Origin of the sequence: Mesorhizobium sp. M1D.F.Ca.ET.231.01.1.1 (genome assembly GCF_003999155.2) — a bacterium.
GTDB lineage: Bacteria > Pseudomonadota > Alphaproteobacteria > Rhizobiales > Rhizobiaceae > Mesorhizobium.
Genome location: NZ_RZOZ02000002.1, coordinates 402,296 through 421,948, shown reverse-complemented (window position 1 = coordinate 421,948; position 19,653 = coordinate 402,296). Strand labels below are relative to the sequence as shown.

Annotated in this window: 21 protein-coding genes; 9 read left to right on the top strand and 12 right to left on the bottom strand. The window is 65.8% G+C overall.

The genetic code is table 11. The features are described 5' to 3' along the window. The first annotated feature begins 106 nt into the window (after positions 1–106). Entirely contained in the window at positions 107–1,909 is a 1,803-nt protein-coding gene (locus EN874_RS08440; RefSeq protein WP_127428624.1) for an ABC transporter transmembrane domain-containing protein, read from the top strand. Positions 1,910–1,942: 33 nt separating this feature from the next. On the opposite strand, the gene EN874_RS08435 is transcribed toward EN874_RS08440, so the two are convergent. Beyond that, a complete protein-coding gene (locus EN874_RS08435) occupies positions 1,943–3,427 on the bottom strand; it encodes a carboxypeptidase M32 (RefSeq protein ID WP_127428623.1) in 1,485 nt (494 codons plus the stop codon). Positions 3,428–3,574: 147 nt separating this feature from the next. Between EN874_RS08435 and EN874_RS08430 the strand changes: the two genes are divergently transcribed. Continuing rightward, positions 3,575–3,928, top strand: a complete 354-nt coding sequence (locus EN874_RS08430; protein ID WP_127428622.1) for a DUF1304 domain-containing protein — start codon at positions 3,575–3,577, stop codon at positions 3,926–3,928. 81 nt (positions 3,929–4,009) lie between these two features. Here EN874_RS08430 and EN874_RS08425 read toward each other — a convergent pair whose 3' ends face one another. The 9 genes from EN874_RS08425 to EN874_RS08385 all read right to left on the bottom strand — a co-directional run bounded on the left by EN874_RS08425 (position 4,010) and on the right by EN874_RS08385 (position 12,583). Continuing rightward, positions 4,010–4,435, bottom strand: a complete 426-nt coding sequence (locus EN874_RS08425) for a hypothetical protein (RefSeq protein WP_127428621.1) — start codon at positions 4,433–4,435, stop codon at positions 4,010–4,012. A gap of 239 nt (positions 4,436–4,674) precedes the next feature. Next, positions 4,675–5,703, bottom strand: a complete 1,029-nt coding sequence (locus EN874_RS08420; RefSeq protein ID WP_126087100.1) for a peptidoglycan -binding protein — start codon at positions 5,701–5,703, stop codon at positions 4,675–4,677. A 1-nt stretch (position 5,704) separates the two neighbouring features. Then, on the bottom strand, positions 5,705–6,724 hold the full coding sequence (locus tag EN874_RS08415; RefSeq protein WP_127428620.1) for a MotA/TolQ/ExbB proton channel family protein: 1,020 nt from the start codon (positions 6,722–6,724) through the stop codon (positions 5,705–5,707). A 288-nt stretch (positions 6,725–7,012) separates the two neighbouring features. Continuing rightward, a complete protein-coding gene (locus EN874_RS08410; protein ID WP_126087102.1) occupies positions 7,013–7,705 on the bottom strand; it encodes a hemolysin III family protein in 693 nt (230 codons plus the stop codon). Positions 7,706–7,897: 192 nt separating this feature from the next. Further along, entirely contained in the window at positions 7,898–8,698 is an 801-nt protein-coding gene (locus tag EN874_RS08405; protein WP_127428619.1) for an inositol monophosphatase family protein, read from the bottom strand. A 22-nt stretch (positions 8,699–8,720) separates the two neighbouring features. Next, positions 8,721–9,287, bottom strand: coding sequence for an elongation factor P (efp, locus tag EN874_RS08400; protein ID WP_059190016.1), 567 nt, complete (start codon positions 9,285–9,287; stop codon positions 8,721–8,723). Between the two features lie 157 nt (positions 9,288–9,444). Further along, the gene (locus tag EN874_RS08395) at positions 9,445–10,575 is read right to left on the bottom strand and encodes a tetratricopeptide repeat protein (RefSeq protein WP_245513514.1); all 1,131 of its coding nucleotides are present in this window, start codon (positions 10,573–10,575) and stop codon (positions 9,445–9,447) included. A gap of 1 nt (position 10,576) precedes the next feature. After that, a complete protein-coding gene (locus EN874_RS08390) occupies positions 10,577–11,224 on the bottom strand; it encodes a thiamine phosphate synthase (protein ID WP_127428618.1) in 648 nt (215 codons plus the stop codon). Between the two features lie 261 nt (positions 11,225–11,485). After that, entirely contained in the window at positions 11,486–12,583 is a 1,098-nt protein-coding gene (locus EN874_RS08385) for an adenylate/guanylate cyclase domain-containing protein (protein WP_127428617.1), read from the bottom strand. Between the two features lie 162 nt (positions 12,584–12,745). Here EN874_RS08385 and EN874_RS08380 point away from each other — a divergent pair, with 162 nt between their 5' ends. After that, a complete protein-coding gene (locus EN874_RS08380; protein ID WP_127428616.1) occupies positions 12,746–13,180 on the top strand; it encodes an SRPBCC domain-containing protein in 435 nt (144 codons plus the stop codon). Positions 13,181–13,218: 38 nt separating this feature from the next. Here EN874_RS08380 and EN874_RS08375 read toward each other — a convergent pair whose 3' ends face one another. After that, a complete protein-coding gene (locus EN874_RS08375; RefSeq protein ID WP_127428638.1) occupies positions 13,219–13,677 on the bottom strand; it encodes a GNAT family N-acetyltransferase in 459 nt (152 codons plus the stop codon). A gap of 190 nt (positions 13,678–13,867) precedes the next feature. Between EN874_RS08375 and EN874_RS08370 the strand changes: the two genes are divergently transcribed. Further along, on the top strand, positions 13,868–14,638 hold the full coding sequence (locus tag EN874_RS08370) for a sulfite exporter TauE/SafE family protein (protein WP_127428615.1): 771 nt from the start codon (positions 13,868–13,870) through the stop codon (positions 14,636–14,638). 41 nt (positions 14,639–14,679) lie between these two features. Here the strand turns inward: EN874_RS08370 and EN874_RS08365 are convergent, their stop codons facing one another. After that, positions 14,680–15,231, bottom strand: coding sequence for a DUF2269 family protein (locus tag EN874_RS08365; RefSeq protein ID WP_127428614.1), 552 nt, complete (start codon positions 15,229–15,231; stop codon positions 14,680–14,682). Between the two features lie 536 nt (positions 15,232–15,767). Between EN874_RS08365 and EN874_RS08360 the strand changes: the two genes are divergently transcribed. The 5 genes from EN874_RS08360 (at position 15,768) to EN874_RS08340 (ending at position 19,653) form a co-directional block, all read left to right on the top strand. Continuing rightward, positions 15,768–16,298: a DUF1465 family protein gene (locus EN874_RS08360; protein WP_127428613.1), complete on the top strand. Its 531-nt coding sequence runs from the start codon at positions 15,768–15,770 to the stop codon at positions 16,296–16,298. Positions 16,299–16,394: 96 nt separating this feature from the next. Continuing rightward, positions 16,395–16,904 (top strand): crossover junction endodeoxyribonuclease RuvC, encoded by a 510-nt coding sequence (ruvC, locus tag EN874_RS08355; RefSeq protein ID WP_126087109.1) that lies wholly within the window; start codon positions 16,395–16,397, stop codon positions 16,902–16,904. A gap of 10 nt (positions 16,905–16,914) precedes the next feature. Further along, positions 16,915–17,535: a Holliday junction branch migration protein RuvA gene (gene ruvA, locus EN874_RS08350; protein ID WP_127428612.1), complete on the top strand. Its 621-nt coding sequence runs from the start codon at positions 16,915–16,917 to the stop codon at positions 17,533–17,535. Positions 17,536–17,578: 43 nt separating this feature from the next. Next, on the top strand, positions 17,579–18,616 hold the full coding sequence (gene ruvB, locus EN874_RS08345; protein ID WP_127428611.1) for a Holliday junction branch migration DNA helicase RuvB: 1,038 nt from the start codon (positions 17,579–17,581) through the stop codon (positions 18,614–18,616). Positions 18,617–18,750: 134 nt separating this feature from the next. Then, positions 18,751–19,653 (top strand): metallophosphoesterase, encoded by a 903-nt coding sequence (locus EN874_RS08340; RefSeq protein ID WP_127428610.1) that lies wholly within the window; start codon positions 18,751–18,753, stop codon positions 19,651–19,653.

The window sequence follows — 19,653 nt, the reverse complement described above, 5'->3', positions numbered from 1 at the left end:
TTCTAAAACGGTCGGCGAGCCTATACATCAGCCGGAATTGAATCACAAGGCCGCGGCAAGCGCATATTGAAGCGCATGACCGGCAAAGCGGCCAGAGGAAACGCTCATGGCGGATATCGGTGTCAGTGGAGACGCGCGCAAGCGCTCGATCCGGCCGCTCAGAAGCCTTTTTCCGTACATCACTCGCTACCGGAAACTGGCGATCGGCGCCATCATCTCGCTGATCGTGGCGGCGGCGACGACGCTCGCCCTGCCGATGGCCGTGCGGCGCATGATCGATCACGGCTTCCAGGCATCGAGCTCCACCTTCATAGCGGAATATTTCGCCGCGCTCGTGGCGATGGCGGCGCTGCTCGCGGCGGCATCGGCCAGCCGCTACTATTTCGTCATCACGCTCGGCGAGCGGGTCGTCGCCGACATCCGCCGCGATGTGTTCGCCCATGTCACGACCCTGTCGCCGGCCTTTTTCGACAAGGCGCATTCGGGAGAGATCGTGTCGCGGCTTGCAGCCGACACGACGCAGGTGAAGTCCGCCGTCGGGGCCACGGCCTCGGTCGCGCTGCGCAATCTCATCCTCGGCCTCGGCGCCGTGGCGATGATGGTCTTCACCAGCCCAAAACTCTCCGGCCTGGTCATTGCCGCCATTCCGCTGATCGTGTTGCCGCTGGTCGCCTTCGGCCGATCGGTGCGGCGCAAGTCGCGGCTGGCGCAGGATACGCTCGCCGAAGCCACCGCCTATGCCAGCGAGCAGATCGGCGCGGTGCGCACGCTGCAGGCCTTCACCAACGAGAAGCTGGTGACGGGGCGCTTCTCGGCCGCCGTGGAGGCTGCCTTCGAGGCGGCGCGCATGTCGGTCTTTGCCCGCTCCTTCCTCACCTTCTTCGCCATCTTCATGATCTTCTCGTCGGTGGTGGCGGTGCTCTGGTTCGGCTCACGCGACGTGCTTGCCGGCACGATGTCGGCCGGAACGCTCGGGCAGTTCCTGCTCTATTCGGTGTTCGCCGCCGGCGCGCTCGGCGCCTTGTCGGAAGTGTGGAGCGAGCTGTCGCAAGCCGCGGGCGCCGCCGAGCGGCTGACCGAGATCCTGGCGGAAAAGCCTGCCATCCAGCCGCCCGCCGATCCGCAGCCGCTGCCGGCCAAGGCGAAGGGCGCGATCAGTTTCGACGATGTTTCCTTCTCCTATCCGGCGCGGCCGGACCGGGCCGCCGTGCATGGCCTGAGCTTCCAGGTCAAGCCGGGCGAGACGGTGGCGATCGTCGGACCGTCGGGCGCGGGAAAAAGCACGGTCTTCTCGCTGATCCTGCGCTTCTACGATCCGGAAAGCGGGCGCATCGTTATCGACGGCGTCGACGTGCGCGAGGCCGATCCGGCCGCGGTCCGCGAGCGCATCGCCATCGTGCCGCAGGACGTCACCGTCTTCGCGGCAAGCGTCCGCGACAATATCGGCTTCGGCCGGCCTGGCGCCGGCGACGCGGAGATCGAGGCGGCGGCAAAGGCGGCCCTTGCCGACGAATTCATCGGCAAGCTGGAACGGGGTTATGACAGCCAGGTCGGCGAGCGCGGCGTGACGCTGTCGGGTGGCCAGCGCCAGCGCATCGCGATCGCCCGCGCCATCCTGCGCGACGCGCCGATCCTGTTGCTCGACGAGGCGACCTCGGCGCTCGACGCGGAAAGCGAGACGCTGGTGCAGACGGCGCTGGAGCGGCTGATGCGCGGCCGCACTACCATCGTCATCGCCCACCGGCTGGCGACGGTGCTGAAGGCCGACCGGATCCTTGTCATGGAAGGCGGCCGCATCGTCGAGGAAGGCACGCATCAGAGTCTTGTCGCCAAGGGCGGCACCTATGCCCGGCTCGCCAAGCTGCAGTTCGAGATCGGCGCCAGCGCCTTCAAGGGCGCGGCGGAATAGCCACGCTACAAAGCGGCTGGTTTTAGCTGCACGTCAGTCCGCGTAGCGCTTGCGCAAGTGCTCGGTGAAATAAGCGGCGTCGAGCCTCTCGCCGGTGGCGCGCTGGAGCAGTTCCGGCGTCGACCAGCGCGAGCCCTGCGACCAGATCCTTTTGCGGCGCCAGTCGTTGATGGCGCTGAAGTCACCCTTGGCGAGGTCCTTGTCCGCCGCCGGGTGCTCCCTGGTCAAGGCGGCCCATTGCTGCGCCGCCATCATCGCGCCCAGCGTGTAGGACGGGAAGTAGCCGAAGGCAGCGCCCGGCCAGTGCACGTCCTGCATCGGCCCGTCGGCAGGGTTGTCGATGGTCGACAGGCCGAGATAGTCGCGCATCTTGGCGTCCCATGCCTCCGGCAGGTCGACGGCTTCCAGCCGGCCGGAGACGAGCTCCTGCTCGAGCTCGTAGCGCAGGATGACGTGCAGCGGATAGGTCACCTCGTCGGCGTCGACGCGGATGAAGCCGCGTTTCACATGGTGGACATGCGGCAGGATGTCGTCGAGCGACCAGACCTCGGCAAGATGTTTTTCGACCACCGGCAGCGCCCAGCGCCAGAAGGCGGGATTGCGGCCGATCTGCTTTTCGACGAACAGGCTCTGGCTCTCGTGCACGGCCATTCCGCGCGCCTTGCCGAGCGGCCAGTGCGACCAGGTCTTCGGCAGGTTCTGCTCGTAGAGCGCATGGCCGGTCTCGTGCAGCACGCCCATCAGTGCCGACAGGAAGTCGGAGGTCTTGTAGCGGGTGGTGATGCGCACGTCGCTCGGCACGCCGCCGCAGAAGGGATGGTGCGACACCGACAGCGAGCCGTGGGTGAGGTCGAAGCCGACCGCGGCCATCATGGCAAGGCCGAGCTCGCGTTGACGGTCGATGGCGTAGCTGCCGGAGAGCGGCTTCAGCGGATGCTTGGCCAGCCGCGCATCCTGCACGGCCAGCGCGTGCGGCAGGAAATCCTTCAGGAAAGCCTTCAGCTCGGCAAACACCGGCGTGATGTCGGCGGCGCGGTTGCCGGGATCGTACTGCTCCATCAGCGCGTCGTAGGGGGCGAGGCCGAGCGCGTCGGAGCGCAGTGCCGCCTCTTCGCGCACCAGCGCCACGACGCTTTCCAGTGCCGGCAGGAAGCCCGCCCAGTCGTTCTTGGCGCGCAGGTCGCGCCACAGCTGCTCGGAGCGCATGCGCGCGACCGTCTGGCGCTCGACGAATTCGACCGGCAGGCAGGTGAGGTTGGTGTATTGTCGGCGCAGCTCCCGCACCGCCGCCTGCTGTTCGTCGTTCAGCGGCTCTTGCTCGGCGGCGGCGATCCAGTCGCCGATCTCCGGCGCGGTCGCCTGGGCGTGCAGCATGCCGGCAAGCGCCGACACTGCCTCGGCGCGCTTCTCGCCGCCGCCGACCGCCATGTGCGTCGCCTCGTCGGCGCCGAGAATGGCCAGCGCATGCTCCAGCGCTTCGAGCTTGTGGCCGAGTTGGTCGAGTTTTTGGAAGGACATGGATGGTTTCCGGCTACAAATGGGCTGGCGCGAAAAGATACCAAGGCATCGAGCTTGGCAACCCTGATCGATCAGCGGAGAGCAGCCGCATCTTGCCTTGCAGCGGCGGCGCGTGATCAATGCCGGGAACAACAGCTGGAGGGGACAATGATCGGCAACATCCTGACCGCGCTGGTAGCGCTGATCCACTGCTACATCGTCTATCTGGAGATGGTGCTCTGGGACACGCCGCGCGGGCACAAGGCGTTCAAGCTGACGCCAGAATTCGCGAGCGCCTCAAAAGTGCTCGCTGCCAACCAGGGGCTCTATAACGGCTTTCTCGCCGCAGGCCTGATCTGGGGCCTCTATCTCGGCGCCGGCGGGTTTGCGATCAAGATGTTCTTCCTGCTTTGCGTGGCCATTGCCGGCCTTTACGGCGCGGTCACCGTCGGCCGGAAGATCCTGTTCATCCAGACCGTGCCGGCGGTGCTCGCCATCGTCGCGGTTTGGCTTGGCTGGTGATCAAAAAGGGCGCGATCGAAAAAAGGACGCCCTTGGGGCCAGGTCCCTCGGGGCGCCAGGCGGTCCCTTCCTCCGAAGACCTCAACCGTTCGGGTAGTGACCGCCGTCCGAGCCGTCGCCCATCAGGAAGCCGCTGCCGGTGTCGACCATGAGTTTCTGGTCGACATGGTCGAGACGGCGCAGCAGGTCGTGATATTGTGCGGCGGGAATCCTGCCATGATCCGAAGCGGCGACCTTTTCGGCGGCCTGGCTGATATGAGCGGCACGAATATGCAACTGCTCGGCCTCGGTGGCCGAGATGGTATTGGCTTCCCGCGCATCCCTGATGCCCTGGTCCACACCCTGGACCTGCTCGATCAGGCTGGTCGCGCGCGGGCCGGTCATGTCGGTTGGAGCGGTTGCGTCGAGAGCGCCCTTATGATGCCCGGCGGCGTGGGCGCCGGCCAGCGGAGCGGCGATCAGAACCGCGGCGAGGGTTGCAGTCTTGAGAGATGTCGAAGCGCGCATGACGGCCCATCCTCCTGCTGGGAAGGGAGCGGCCATTCCGCTCCGCCTTCCGACCTTGTGGGGCCGTCCGGTTCCGTCGCGTCGCGATGGGGCCATCGCCGGCGGTTCCCGGCCCTGCGCGGCAAGCTAGGAGCGCCAATTTGCGATGTGTAATTAAAAAAAGATAATATTTTCAGGCCTTGCCGCCGGAACCCTGCGCCCTAGAGTTGAGCCGGCGAACAAATTCGCGTGAGCTTGAATCAACGTTCGGTGAGCTTCAGTTCAATGCGGCGGTTCTTGCTGCGCGCGTCGTCCGTGTCGGCGGGATCGAGTGGCTGGAATTCACCGAAGCCGGCGGCGACCAGCCGGTTGGCGGGCACGCCGTTCTCGATCAGGAACTTCACCACCGAGGTCGCGCGCGCCGTCGACAGTTCCCAGTTGTCGCGATAGCGGCCGGCGCCGGACAGCGGCTTGTTGTCGGTGTGGCCATCGACGCGCAGCACCCAACTGATCTCGGGCGGGATTTCCTTCTGCAGCTCGATGACGGCATCGGCGAGCTTCTTCATCTCGACCTTGCCGGCATCGTTGATCTCGTCGGAGCCGGTCGGGAACAGCACCTCCGACTGGAAGACGAAGCGGTCGCCGACGATGCGGATGTTCTCGCGGTCGGCGAGGATCTCGCGCAGCCGGCCGAAGAAATCGGAGCGGTATCGGTTGAGCTCCTGGACACGCTGCGCCAGCGCCACGTTCAGGCGGCGGCCGAGATCGGCGATCTTGGTGTTGGACTCGCGGTCGCGCTGCTCCGATACGTTGAGCGCGTCCTCGAGCGCCGCGATCTGCTTGCGAAGTGCTGCGATCTGCTGGTTGAGGATCTCGACCTGGCTCAGCGCCTGCTGGCTGATCTGGCGCTGGTTGCTGAGCTCGCCGGAGAGCGCTTCCGCGCGCTTGTTGGCCGCGTCGCCGGCGCCTGCGCCCTGGTCCAGCAATTGCTGAAGCCGGCTCCTTTCGGCTTCCGCCGCCGACAGCGAGGCCTGCAGGTTGGCGAGCGTATCTTCCTTGTCCTGACTGTTCGAGCGCTCCAGCGCGAGCAACTGCGTCAGTTCGTTGATCTGCGAGTTGAGGCGGTTGAGCACGGTATCCTTGCCGGAGATCTCGCGGCTGAGCAGGAACTGCGCCAGCACGAACACCGTCAGCAGGAACATGATGGCGAGCAGCAGCGTCGACAGCGCGTCGACGAAGCCCGGCCAGTAGTCGATGCGGCGGTCGGCGCGCCGTCTTGCCAGCGCCACGTCAGTGGACCCCTTGCTTCTTCAGCGCGTCGGCGATCTTTTCCAGCGTGTTGCGCATCGCCTTCTGCTCGTCGGACTGCGCCTCGACCCAGTCGCGCATGATCTGCTGCTCGGAGCGCATGTTCTTGACCAGCCCGGAGATGCCGTCCGCCAGGTTGGCCATGGCGGTGGCGACGCGCGGGTTGGAGCCGCCGCCATTTTCCTGCAGGCTGCGCAGCCGTTCCGACAGCAGGCGGATCTCCTCCGACGGTTCGGTGCGGGCCTGGTCGGCGACCACGATGTCGGACGAGAGATCTGTGACCGAGGACAGCCAGTTTTCGAGCTCGGTGTAGAAGCGGGTCTGGGCGCGGCCGGCCTGCAGGTCGAGGAAGCCGAGCACCAGCGAGCCGGAGAGACCGAACAGCGAGGACGAGAAGGCCGTGCCCATGCCGGCGAGCGGCGCCGACAGGCCCTGCTTCAGCGCGTCAAGCACGGCGGCCGCGTCGCCCGTGCCGGGGTCTAGCGCCTCGATGGTCTCGCGGATCGAGGCGATGGTGCCGAGCAGGCCCCAGAAGGTGCCGAGCAGGCCGAGGAACACCAGCAGCCCGACGAGATAGCGCGAGGTGTCGCGGCTTTCGTCGAGGCGGGTGGCGATGGAATCGAGCATGGTGCGCATCGAAGAGGTCGAGAAGGCGATCGTCGACGAACGGCCGATCATCGCCTTCATCGGCGCCAAAAGCACCGGCTCGGTGGTTTCGGAGCCGGCACGGAACGAATTGACCCAGCGCACTTCCCGGAACAGCCGCCCGACCTGGACAAAGGCGAGCAGGATGCCGACGGCGAGCACGCCGATGATCAGCCCGTTGAGGCCGGGATTGGCGGAGAAGGCTCTCGATATCTGGCGGGTGAGGATGGCGGCGATGAACGCGACGATGACCAGGAAGATCACCATGGTGAGCAGGAAGACCTGCGGACTCGACAGCTTGTGCGGATCGTAGACCAGGACATCCGAGCGCCTGCCGAAGGATCTGAGAAAAGCCATTCGTGCCCCGTTTCCGATGCCACCCGCCGCAGAATTGCCGCGACTCTAAACGGAATTGTGACCAAATTGAATGGCGCTTGGCAATATCGCCGTCGCCGCCTTGTTTTGACGCAATCCCGGACGGAAAGGCTATGGCGAAGTCGCCGAGCCTGAACGCTTCACACTTTTCCTGGAATTGCTCCAAAGCGCGTCGCGCCGAAGATTTTCAGGCGAAGCGCTTCGATCTTTTGTTTGATGCATGTCGTTGTCCCAAAACCGTTGCGCACTTTTGGGCGACATGCATTGGCATCAGAACCGGTTGATAACCAGGCAGTCGACCATCGCGGCCAGGTGCAGCCCGGCGCCGGTGACGACGAAGCCGTGCCAGACGGCATTGTGGAAGCGCAGGCCTTTCCAGGCAAAGAAGATGACGCCACAGGAATAGACGATGCCGCCGGCAATGAGCAGCACGACCGAGGTCGTCGGCAGGGTCTCCGCCAGCGGTCCGGCCAGCGCCACGCCGCTCCAGCCGATAGCGAGGTAGAAGACGATCGCCAGCCTGTCGTAGCGCCCGGGCAGGAACATCTTGATGGCGATGCCCATCGCCGCCGCGCTCCACACGATGACGATCATGGGCAAGGCAAGTGGCGACGTGTCGATCTGGGCCAGGAAAGGCGTGTAGGTGGCGGCGATCAGGAGATAGATCGCGGCATGGTCGAAGCGACGCAGGATCCACTTCGCCGGCCACGATATCGGCCACAGATTATAGGCCAGCGACACCGACAGCACGGTAAGCAGCGACACCACATAGAAGACGGCGGCCACATATTCGCCCGGACCGGAATGGAAGGCGGCCAAAGCCAGGAAGGCCGAGCCGGCGGCGATCGCCAGCACGATGCCGACGGCATGGACGATGCCGTCGGCGATCATCTCCGCGCGCGAATAATGCCAGCGACCCACAAAGGGGATCTCGATCTGGGAGATTGGGCGCGCGTCGTTCATGAGTGATCCTGCAACTCTAATCTGGGCAGTCGCGGACCAGTATTTCAAGCTACGATTGCGGATTTGCGACGACAGCCGCGCGTCCTTTCGACGCGCAAAGGACGATGTAGTACCTCGATTTGGTTCAGTGCGTCGCGCGCTTCAGCCGGGCCGACCTGTCAGCCGGACCGACCAGTCAGCGGGGCCGACTTGTCAACGGGGCGCAAGCGGCTTCTTCACCGTCTTCCAGAGCGCGCGCTGGATGATCTCGTTGCCGGCGACGACGGAGCCGGCCTCCAGCATGTCCTGCCCGCCATCCATGTCCGAAACGAAGCCGCCCGCCTCGCGGATGAGCAGCGTGCCGGCGGCGATGTCCCAGGCCGAAAGGCCGGTTTCCCAGAACCCGTCCATGCGGCCGGCCGCGACATAGGCGAGGTCGAGCGCGGCGGAGCCGAGGCGGCGGACGCCGGAGACTTCGGCCATGACGTTGCGCAATTCGATCAGGAAATTGCCGTGCTGGCCTCGTCCGAGATGCGGCACGCCGCAGCCGATCACGGCATCCGTGAGCTTGGCGCGCCCGGCGACCCGCAGCCGGCGGTCGTTCATGAAAGCGCCGCCGCCGCGCTCGGTGGTATAGAGCTCGTCCATGGCCGGATTATAGATGACGCCGGCGACGATCTGGCCCTGGCGCTCGAGCGCGATCGAGACCGCGAAGAGCGGTATGCCGTGCAGGAAATTGGTGGTGCCGTCGAGCGGGTCGACGATCCAGCGATGCTGGCCGTCCTCGCCTTCGACGGCGCCGCGTTCCTCCATCAGGAAGGCGTAGCCCGGCCTTGCCTTGGACAGTTCGGCAAAGACGATCTCTTCGGCCTTGCGGTCGGCCTGGCTGACATAGTCGCCAGGTCCCTTCATCGAGACCTGCAGGTTCTGCACCTCGCCGAAATCGCGCGACAGGGACCGGCCGGCCTTCATCGCGGCCTGGACCATCACATTGAGGAGAGCGGAGCGCGCCATTTTTCTTCCTGCTTCCGGCCGTTCAGTCTGCGCGGCGTACGTAGGTGATTTCGTTGGTGTCGACGATGATGCGCTCGCCGGCCGAGATGAAGGGCGGCACGAGAACGCGGACGCCGTTTTCCAGAACCGCGGGCTTGTAGGAGGAGGCCGCCGTCTGGCCCTTCACCACCGGATCGGCCTCTGTGATGGTCAGCGTCACCTGATCCGGCAGCGAGATGCCGATCGGCCGCTCCTCATAGAGCTGGACCGTCACCATCATGCCGTCCTGCAGGAAGGCGGCGCGCTCGCCGACAAAATCCTTCGCCAACTCCAGCTGCTCGTAGCTTTCGGTGTCCATGAACACCAGCGCGTCGCCCTGCTCGTAGAGGAAGGAGAAGTCCTTCAGATCGAGCCGGATCTGCTCGACGGTCTCGGCCGAGCGGAAGCGCTCATTGAGCTTGGTGCCGTTGATCAGGTTCTTCAGCTCGACCTGGTTGTAGGCGCCGCCCTTGCCGGGCTTCACGGTGTTGGTCTTGACCGCCACCCACAGGCCGCCATCGTGCTCGATGACATAGCCGGGACGGATTTCGCTGCCACTGATCTTGGCCATGTTGAACTGGTCCGGAATGAGATTTTCTCGCGCGGAACGCGCTTTGGCGCCTCCAAGACCACAAATCGCCCGGAGAGGCAAGGGAGAGGGTGCCAAGGAGGGCGTCGCGGACGCTCGCAAATCCGGCCGCTGCCGGGGAACGTCTTTTCAGGGCAGCTCAGGGCAGCCGGTTCGCCTTCTGCAGCGCCTGCTTGGTCTGGTCGTCGTCGAGGCCTTGCAGGAAATCGTCCATCTGCGGGTCGATCAGCCCGGCGCGGCGGGCGACGATATACCAGGCTCCGGCCAGGATCAGGTCGGGGTCGGTGCCGATGCCACCCATATAGAGCTTGGCGAGGCGGTTCTGGGCGGCGACATTGCCGCCCTCGGCCGCCCGCCTCATCCAGGCGAAGCCCGATTTCAGGTCGCGCCCGCCGCCGCGCCCCTCGATCATCCAGGCGGCGAGATCAAGTTGCGCGGTATCGTAGTTCTGCCGCGCGGCCTGCGCCAAAAGGGTGCGAGCCTTGGCGTCGTCGCGCGGCTTGCCGCCGGCGCCGTTGGCGTAGATTTGCGCCATCGCATATTCGGCGTCGGCAAGGCCGGTGCCGGCGGCGCGCTCATAATACGCGGCGGCCTTGGCGATACCGGCATCGCCCGGATCCTGCTGGATGAGCAATTGCGCGAAGTTGAACTGGGCCAGGCGGTTGCCGGCCTCGGCGGCGGCCTGCATCAGCGCATAGGCTTCCTTGTCGTCCTTCTTCACATAGCGGCCGTCGAGCAGCATCAGCCCATACTGGAACTGCGCCTCCGGCACGCCCTGCTCGGCGGCGAGCCCATACCATTTCGCGGCTTCGGCCGCGTTGATCGGCACGCCCAGCCCGCGCGACAGGATCTCGGCGACGAGCGTCTGGGCTGCGGGGTCGCCGTTCTTGGCCCGGACCAAGGCAAGGTTGTAGGCGGTCTTGTAGAGCCCGCGCTGGAAGGCGCCGTAGGCGGCGTCCGGCGGCTTGGCGCCGAAGCGGTCGGGATTGACGGTATCGGCCGATGGCGGCTGAAGCGTCGCCGGCTGGGGCAGCGGAGTTACGATCGGCTTGTCCGTATGGACGGCACCGGCATTCGGGGCGCCAGCGTTCGGGGCGCCGGTAATCGGTGTGCGTGTAACAGGGGCGCCTGTATTGGCAGGGCTTGTGGTCGGCGCGCCCGTGTCCGGCCTCGGCTGCGGCACCGGCACGCTTTCCGTGCCCGCTGCCGCGGCCGCCTGGATGGTCAAGGCAGCCGCCAGGGCCGTGAAGGAAAGCCGGGACCAGCGCACGTCAGTCCTCGAAGCGCGGCGCGCTGTCGTCGAGCAGCGCATTGGCGGCGGCGACCGCCGCGCGCGGATCGAGTCCCTCGGCGAAGACCGCGCTGGAGAGCGCCACGAACTCGGCTCCGGTGGCCGCTACGGTCTCCACCGAGGCGAGCTCGGACCCGGCCATGACGATGCAGGGAATCTGGATCATCTGCGCCCACCATTCGCCGAGCGAAAGGTTGCGCGGATGCGGCTCCGGCTTGTTGTCGTAACCGAAGCGGCCGAAGAACATATAATCGGGCCGCTCCTCGCCGAGGTCCAGCGCCTCGTCACGGGTCTTGGCGCCGCCGGTGCCGACCATCATCTTGTCCGCCAGGCGCTCGATCGTCTCGGCGAGTTCCTTGCGATTTGCCTCGACATGGATGCCGTCGGCGTGGACGCGGCCGGCGATGCGGCTGTCGCCGGCGATGATGACGGCGATGCCGGCGGCTTGCGCGAGGGGCACGATCTTCTCGGCAAAGGCCTGGAAGGCGGCATCGTCCATGCCGTTGCCAGGCAGGATCAGCGAGGCGATGTCGCCGCCGTCGAACGCCGCGCAGATGTGCTCGGCCGTCGCAAGCGGCGGCGCGATCAGCACGATGCGGCAGCGGTTGGGCGGCGTTGCTTCATTCATTGGTCTTCGATCCCGGTTTTCGCCTATGCCGGGCGAAGATGGTTGCATTGCGGCATAGAACAAAGCGCCCGGTTTGAACAGGCGGGGCGACGCAGGATCGTCAGAAGGCCGCGCCCAGCGCCGTCGCGAGCGGCGGTCCAGGCGGCGGTCTAAGAGCGGTTCAGCTTTTCACAGAATCGCCGACCCGCTCTAAGCGTTTGTTTTTGCGCAATTCCGGACGGAGAACCGCTACGCACTTTTCCTGGAATTGCTTTAAGGGGGTCACCCGTCCGGTAGGCCGAAGACGGCGCACGATCTGGCGATTCCGCGCAATTGATGTTCGCCCAGCGGGACCAAGGGCGTTGATATTTCCGCTGCGACAGCCCCCGAGATCAGCACACCCCGTCCAAGCGGCCGGCACAGGCCTTCGAGCCGGCTGACAAGATTCACGGCCGGGCCGATAGCGGTGAAATCCAGCCGGTCGGCTGTGCCGATATTGCCCCACACCATGTCGCCCAGATGCAGCGCCATGCCGAACTGCAGCTCGGGCATGCCCTGCCTGGCGCGGACCTGATTGAGCTGCGCCATCCCCGCCCGCGCCGCTCCGATCGCGCGCAACGCTGCCTCGCAAGCCTCTGAAGCCGAACGTTCGCCGACAGGAAAGATAGCCAGCACCCCGTCGCCGATGAATTTCAGCACCTCGCCGCCAAATGCGTGAACGGCCCCGGCGATGCGGTCGAAGCTGGCGTTGAGCGCCGCCACGACCTGTTCGGCGGCCGTCTCCTCCGACAGGGCGGTAAAGTCGCGCAAATCGCTGTAGAACAGGATGGCGCGGATCGTCTCGCCAACCTCGCGCCGTGAGCGGCCGGCCAAAACCTGCGCCGCGCTTCGCTGCCCGAGATAGGCCTGAAGCAGGGCCGACAGGGCCGACCTGGCGGTGAGCGCGGCAAGCGGCGCGGCGGCGAAGCGCGCCACCTGGTCCAGTGTGTTCGATTCGTGCACCGCGAGCGGACGCGCCGCGACCCAATTCAGCTTTGGTTTCTCGGATTGGTCATCCTCACGCTCAGGCCCGACCGTGTAATCGTGCACAACACCGGTTCCCAGTCCCGCCAGCCACTCGCGTCCGAGATCGCCCTCCCCGGCTCCAGGCATCGTGCCGGCGCCAAAACCCAGAGCCTCCATAACGACGCCCGTCTCGGCCCGCCACAGCCAGGCGCGGCGCGTTATGATCGGATGCGGCGCGGCGAGCGTCAGGGCTCCACCGGCGAGCGGCAGCCCATCGCCAACCAGCCGCGCGCCCAGCGTGGCCAGAAAATCATCCGGTTGGCCGGCGCCGCCGGCGCTGTCGACCAGCCAGGCGAGAGTTGAAGAAAGCCGCATCGACACGATCTTGCTTCGGCGTGCCGCCGCTGTCACCAGCGTGAATCAACCCAACGAGATTTTTGTTGAACGGAAGGGCGATTTGGCTTCGAATCGAAAGCGCTGGTCCGGCGCCGCCTGCCGGGCAGGCCATGTTGGTGCACGTAAACTCGGGAGGTATCGGTGGCTGAACCCTTGATCGTTCGTCGCGAGGTGCAGATCGCGGCACCGCCGGCGACAGTCTTCGCCTTCCTGACAGATCCCGACAAGATCGTGCGCTGGATGGGAACGGAGGCAACGACTGAGCCCAACCCCGGCGGTCTTTACCTGCTCAATTTGGCGGAAAGAGCCACGGCACGCGGCCAATTCACCGAGGTCGTACCCGTCCACCGCCTTGCCTACAGCTTCGGCTGGGAGGGCAACGACAAGACACCGCCCGGTTCGAGCCTTGTTGAAATCGATCTGGTCGAAGAGTCCGGCGGAACCAGGGTCAAGCTCACCCATAGCGGCCTTGCCGACCGAGAGATTTGCGACAGCCACGAGAAGGGCTGGACGCACTATCTGGGCCGGCTCGCGATCACCGCCGCCGGTGGCGACCCGGGACCGGACAAGATGTAGGGCTGCGGCCGCGATCGCGAACAGCCAACGACCAACCGCTAGAGCCCGAGCTTGTAGCCGATGTGGCTCGCCTTGAAGCCGAGCCGTTCGTAGAAGCGATGCGCGTCGAGCCGGCTCTTGTTGGTGGTCAGCTGGACGACCCTGCAGCCGCGCTCGCGGCATTTCTCGATCGCCCATTCCAGCAGGCGCTGCCCGAGCCGTTCGCCGCGCCGGTTCGCCGCGACGCGCACCGCCTCGATCTGGCCGCGCCAGGCCCCCTGCAACGACAGCCCCGGGAGAAAGCTGATCTGGAGAGTGCCGATGACCTCGGCGCCCTGCGTCATCACCGCCAGGAACTGGTCCGGGTTGCCGTCGATCGCCGCGAAGGCATCCTGATAAGCTCGCGCCAAAGGCAGGCTTGCGTTCTCGCGGGCGCGGCCAAGCGCGTCGTCGGCAAGCATCGCGACGATCGCCGGGAGGTCGGCGTTCTCCGCGCGGCGGATCAGGATTTCGCTCATCGTCAAAACCTCGGCTGGACCCGCGACCTTATGCATGGTCCTGCGCCTGCCGCAAACCGGGAAGGTCGGGTTACGGACAGTTGATCGCGGCGGCCGGCTGGCGGAACGCATCGGCTATCGCGGTCTTCCGCTTTGTGGTCTATAGCGGGTTTTCCGCCATCCGCCATCCGCTTCTGATCCCCGTTCCCCCATGTCAGGCCTGCTCAGCGATCCCTGGTTCTATGCCGCCGCCATTCCGGCGGTCATCCTCGTCGGCCTGTCGAAGGGCGGTTTCGGCGGCGCCGTCGGCTTCGTCGGCGTGCCGCTGATGGCGCTGGCCATCCCGCCGGTGCAGGCGGCGGCCATCCTGCTGCCGATCCTTTGCCTGATGGACATCGTCTCGGTGTGGACATGGTGGGGCGTCTATGACCGCAGGATGCTGGTCGACATGATGCCCGGTGCCGTCATCGGCATCGGCCTCGGCTGGCTGACGGCGGCCCTGGTGACCGAGGAAATGGTGCGGCTGATCGTCGGCGCGGTCGCGCTGGTCTTCGTCCTGCGCTGGATCTATCTGCAGTTCCGCCATGGCGCAGACCACGCGGCGGAGCCGAACCGCATCGCCGCGGCCTTCTGGGGCACGGTCGCCGGCTTCACCAGCTTCGTTGCCCATGTCGGCGGCCCGCCCTTCCAGGTCTATGCGCTGCCGATCCGGCTCGATCCGAAAGTGCTGTCGGGGACGGCGGCGATCTTCTTCGCCGCCACGAATGCGCTGAAGCTCGTTCCTTATTTCGCGCTCGGCCAGTTCGACAGCACCAACCTCATCGCCTCTTTTGCGCTGATGCCGCTGGCGCCGCTCTCCACCATCGCCGGCGCCTGGCTGGTGCGCCGCATGCGGCCGGAAGTGTTTTATCCGTTCACCTACGCGACGGTGGCGGTGGTGGCGGTCAAGCTGCTCTGGGACGGCGTCGCAGGGCTCATGTAGCGGATGGGGCGGCCAGGCAGCCGCCCCGGGGCATGACGCCATCAGGCCGCGCTCGGCACCATCTGGCGGCCGGCGCCGAGGGCCAGCGCAGCGCCGGCCGCCATCACCAGCACCATGCCGGCGATGATGCCGATGTCGCTCATGGTGGGCTTGAGCACCATGTCGGCAATGATCACCAGCATCACCGCATAGTCGAAACGCGCCCAGCTCATCATGCGCTGGCCGATGGCGAGAACCGCCGGCGTCACGCCTTCCTTGGCGACCATGGCGCCCATCCGCTCGCCGGTCGGCTTGAAGACCAGCATGCCGATCGAAAAGGTCGTGGCGTAGCCGGCGAGGCCGATGACGATCCACAGCTCGGAAAAGCCGACCCAGAAGCCGCACATGATGAGGCCGAAGATCAGCGTGAGCATCGACATCGGCGCGAAGAAGCGGCCACCGAGCTCACCGCTGGCGCGCAGCGCCTGCAGCTTGTCCTCGATTTTGCCGGAGCGCTCGGCAAGCACGCCGAGCAGGAACAGCACGAAGCCGCCACCCACCCACAGGATGGCCGAGACGACGTGAAGGAATTTGACGATCGAGTACCAATCCATGCTGTGCTCCTGCATATCTTGCTGATTGGCGACGGCGCGGATTTGCGCCAGCCCCTGAGAGGAGCGGCGTTTTGCGCGGCACGTGTTTCGGAACGATGTCGCAGCGGCGGCCGGCATGTTTCGGCGCCGCGATCAGCACGGGAGAATCCGGTCTTCGTACGAGCCGCGGAGACAAACCGACCCGTCCCGTTCCGGCACAGGAAGGCCGGTTCGGTTAAAAATTCCATCCGGCGTTAAGGCTTCATTAAGCTTTACAGGCGTTTACTACGATCATCCAGTTTTGCTGGATTCTTACCGAGTGGTTGGAGCCACTTTGTTTGACGCCTCCCTGTTAAACTCCTGAGAGCCGCCTTATCCGCGGCTCTTTTTTTGTCCGCCGGCGGAAGGCCGGCGGCGCGGGCCGGCGTTAACCGTTTGTTAAACATGCGCTTGCCTTCGTGGGCATCGAAGCGCATTTTCAAGCCTCAGTCGTTTAAGGGTGCAGGACGTATCGGCAAGGATGCCGAATCGGCTTGCGGCAGTGCAGGGGCGTATCGATGACCGAGCCTTCGAAAGGCAGCGCGAAAACCATAAAACTCGCGGAACGCCGGGTGTTCTCCCAATCCTTCAAGCCGCTCTATCAGGAGGGCATGGGCCTGGTCGAGCAGGCGGCCGAGTATCTCGACGGCAAGGGCAGGCTCGAGGCCAAGAAGCTGTCGCGCACGGCGGCGACGCTCTATGCGGCCGAATCGATGCGGCTGACCACCAGGCTGATGCAGGTCGCCTCGTGGCTGCTTCTGCAGCGGGCGGCCAATTCCGGCGAGATGACCCGCGACCAGGTCGCCTCGGAGAAATCCAAGGTGCGGCTCGACACCGCCTCCGCGCATGACGAGGCGCTGGGCTGGAATGAGCTGCCGAAGGAATTCCTGGATCTGGTGAGCCGGTCGCTGCGGCTGCAGGCGCTGGTAAAGCGCATGGACGAGGAAATCTATGGCGGTGCCCTGAACGACCCGCCTTCCGCCGTCCGCCGCGCCAATCCGGTGTCCGACCAGATCAGCCTGTTGAACACGGCTTTCGCACGCGGCTGACGGCAGGTTCCTTATTGCGGCGGGTTGTCCGCAAAGCTGTTTCTGGTTTGTTCACATTTCGCTGGCATCACCATGCGCCGAGGTTAGACTTGGCGCATGGGGGAAGCGATTCGCATCATCGGCATCGATCCGGGCCTTAGGCGCACCGGCTGGGGCATTATCGAGAGCCTCGGCAATTCTTTGCGCTTCGTCGCCTCGGGCACCGTGCGCTCCGACGACAAGGCGCCGCTGGCAACAAGGCTCTGCCAGTTGCATGACGGGCTGGCCGAAGTGCTGCATCAGGCCATGCCGCATGAGGCCGCGGTCGAGCAGACCTTCGTCAACAAGGATGCGACGGCGACCCTGAAGCTCGGCCAAGCCCGCGGCATCGCCATGCTGGTGCCGGCGCGCGCCGGGCTGGTGGTCGCCGAATATGCCCCCAATGCGGTCAAGAAGGCGGTGATCGGCGTCGGCCACGGCGAGAAGAAGCAGATCCATATGATGGTGAAAGTGCTGATGCCGAAGGCGGTCTTCGAGACCGACGATGCCGCCGACGCTTTAGCCATCGCCATCTGCCATGCGCATCACCGCCCGAGCGTCGCCTACCGGATGGCGGCGCTGGCGTGAGGGGACAGTCATGATCGGCAAGCTGAAGGGAACGCTGGACGAGATCGAGGAGGACTTTTGCGTCGTCGACGTGCATGGCGTCGGCTATGTCGCCCATTGCTCGGCGCGCACGCTGGCCTCCCTGCCGGCGCCTGGCGAGGCGGTGGTGCTGTTCATCGAGACCTATGTGCGCGAGGACATGATCCGGCTCTACGGCTTCCAGTCGGCCCTTGAGCGCGAATGGTTCCGCCTGTTGATGAACAATGTGCAGGGCGTCGGCGCCAAGGTGGCGCTGGCGGTGCTGTCGACCATGGCGCCGGCCGATCTCGCCAATGCGATCGCGCTGCGCGACATCGCCATGGTGTCGCGCGCGCCAGGCGTCGGCAAGAAGGTGGCGGAGCGCATCGTCACCGAATTGCGGACCAAGGCGCCGGCCTATGCGGGCGCCGCCAGCGGCACGATCGGCCTCAAGCAGGAGCTCGGCGAAGGTGTGGCGCCGGCCCCCATCACCGACGCTGTCTCGGCGCTGGTCAATCTCGGCTATTCGCGCGACATCGCCGCCAACGCGGTTTCGGCGGCGCTGAAGTCGGCCGGCGAAGGCGCCGACGCTTCCAAGCTGATCCGTTTTGGCCTCAAGGAGCTGGCACGGTGAGGCGACGCTTGTTCGGTCCTTTGGCGTATGCGAGGAAGGCGGCATGAGCCTTTCGCCCCGCCTCATTGCCTCCGACAAGCGCGGCGAGGATGCAGACCAGACCCTGCGGCCGCAGTCGCTGGACGAGTTCGTCGGCCAGGCGGCGGTTCGCGCCAACCTCAAGGTCTTCGTCGACGCCGCCAAGAGCCGCGGCGAGGCGCTCGACCATGTGCTGTTCGTCGGCCCGCCGGGGCTCGGCAAGACGACGCTGGCGCAGATCATGGCGCGCGAGCTCGGCGTCAACTTCCGCTCGACCTCGGGGCCGGTCATCGCCAAGGCGGGCGATCTGGCCGCGCTGCTCACCAATCTCGAAGAGCGCGACGTGCTCTTCATCGACGAGATCCATCGGCTCAATCCGGCGGTGGAGGAGATCCTCTATCCGGCGATGGAGGATTTCCAGCTCGATCTCATCATCGGCGAGGGGCCGGCGGCGCGCTCGGTCAAGATCGACCTCGCCCGCTTCACGCTGGTTGCCGCGACGACCCGGCTCGGGCTTCTGACCAATCCGCTGCGCGACCGGTTCGGCATTCCGGTCAGGCTCAATTTCTACACGGTCGAGGAGCTGGAGCAGATCGTGCGCCGCGGCGCGCGCATCCTCTCGATGCCGCTCGGCGACGACGGCGCGGTGGAGATCGCGCGGCGCGCGCGCGGCACGCCGCGCATCGCCGGCCGGCTGTTGCGCCGGGTGCGCGACTTCGCCTCCGTCGCCGGGAACGGCCATGTCGACAGACGCATCGCCGATGAGGCGCTGACCAGGCTCGAGGTCGACGGGCTCGGCCTCGACGCGCTCGACCGCCGCTATCTCTCGATGATCGCCCGCAACTTCGGCGGCGGCCCGGTCGGCATCGAGACGATCGCGGCAGGCTTGTCGGAACCGCGCGACGCCATCGAGGACATCATCGAGCCCTATCTCATCCAGCAGGGCTTCATCCAGCGTACCCCGCGCGGGCGCGTGCTGACCGCCAATGCCTGGCGGCATCTCGGCCTCGAGCCGCCAAAGGACCTCGCGCAGCAGCAGATCAGCCTGTTCCAGGAAGAGTAACGGACATTTGTTCGCCGGACGCGCGTGGAACGGCCTGTCTGCGCAAAATCTCCTTTGCTCCGCCAAGGTGAAGGCACAATTGTCGCCTTTAAGGCAAAGCTCGCGTAATGAATCCCAAGGGCTTGGGGCAACTGATGATCACCAGACGTGGCTTCCTGCGCCTCATCGGCGGCTCGTTCCTGTCTATGGTGTCGCTCAGCGCCTATGCCATCGGCATCGAGCCGATGCTGCTCACCCATGTCAAACGCTATTCCCTGACGCCGCCCCACTGGCCTCCAGGCCTCAAGCTCCGGGTGGTTGCGCTTGCCGACATTCATGCCTGCCGGCCGTGGATGACGCCGGAGCGGATCGCTTCGCTCGTCGAAAAGACAAATGCCTTGCAGCCGGACCTGATCGCGCTCCTTGGCGACTATGTCGACGGAATGCGCCTGGTGACTGCCGACGTGCCCGCGCCGGATTGGGCCTCCGCCCTTTCAGGGCTGAATGCGCCGCTCGGTGTGCTCTCGATCCTCGGCAATCACGACTGGTGGCACGACTATGCCGCTCAGGTGGCCGGAGCCGGACCAACGGTCGCGCGCGAGGCGCTGGAGGGCGTCGGCATTCCGGTGCTGGAGAACGACGTCGTGCGACTGGAGAAGGACGGCCATGGTTTCTGGATCGCGGGGCTTGCGGACCAGCTGGCGATCCGGCCAAGCAAAGCCCTGGGCCGCCACGGCTTCAAGGGCCTGGACGACCTTGACGGCACGCTCGCCAAGGTGAACGACGACGCGCCCGTCATACTGCTTGCGCATGAGCCGGACATCTTCCCGAAAGTTCCGTGGCGGGTTTCGCTAACGCTGTCCGGCCACACCCATGGCGGGCAGGTGCGGCTGTTCGGCTATTCGCCGGTCGTGCCTTCCGATTTCGGCAACCGCTACGCCTATGGCCATGTCGTAGAGAACGACCGCAACCTGATCGTTTCCGGCGGCCTCGGCTTCAGCATCATGCCGGTGCGCTTTGGTGTGCGGCCCGAAATCCTGCAGATCGATTTGGGCTGA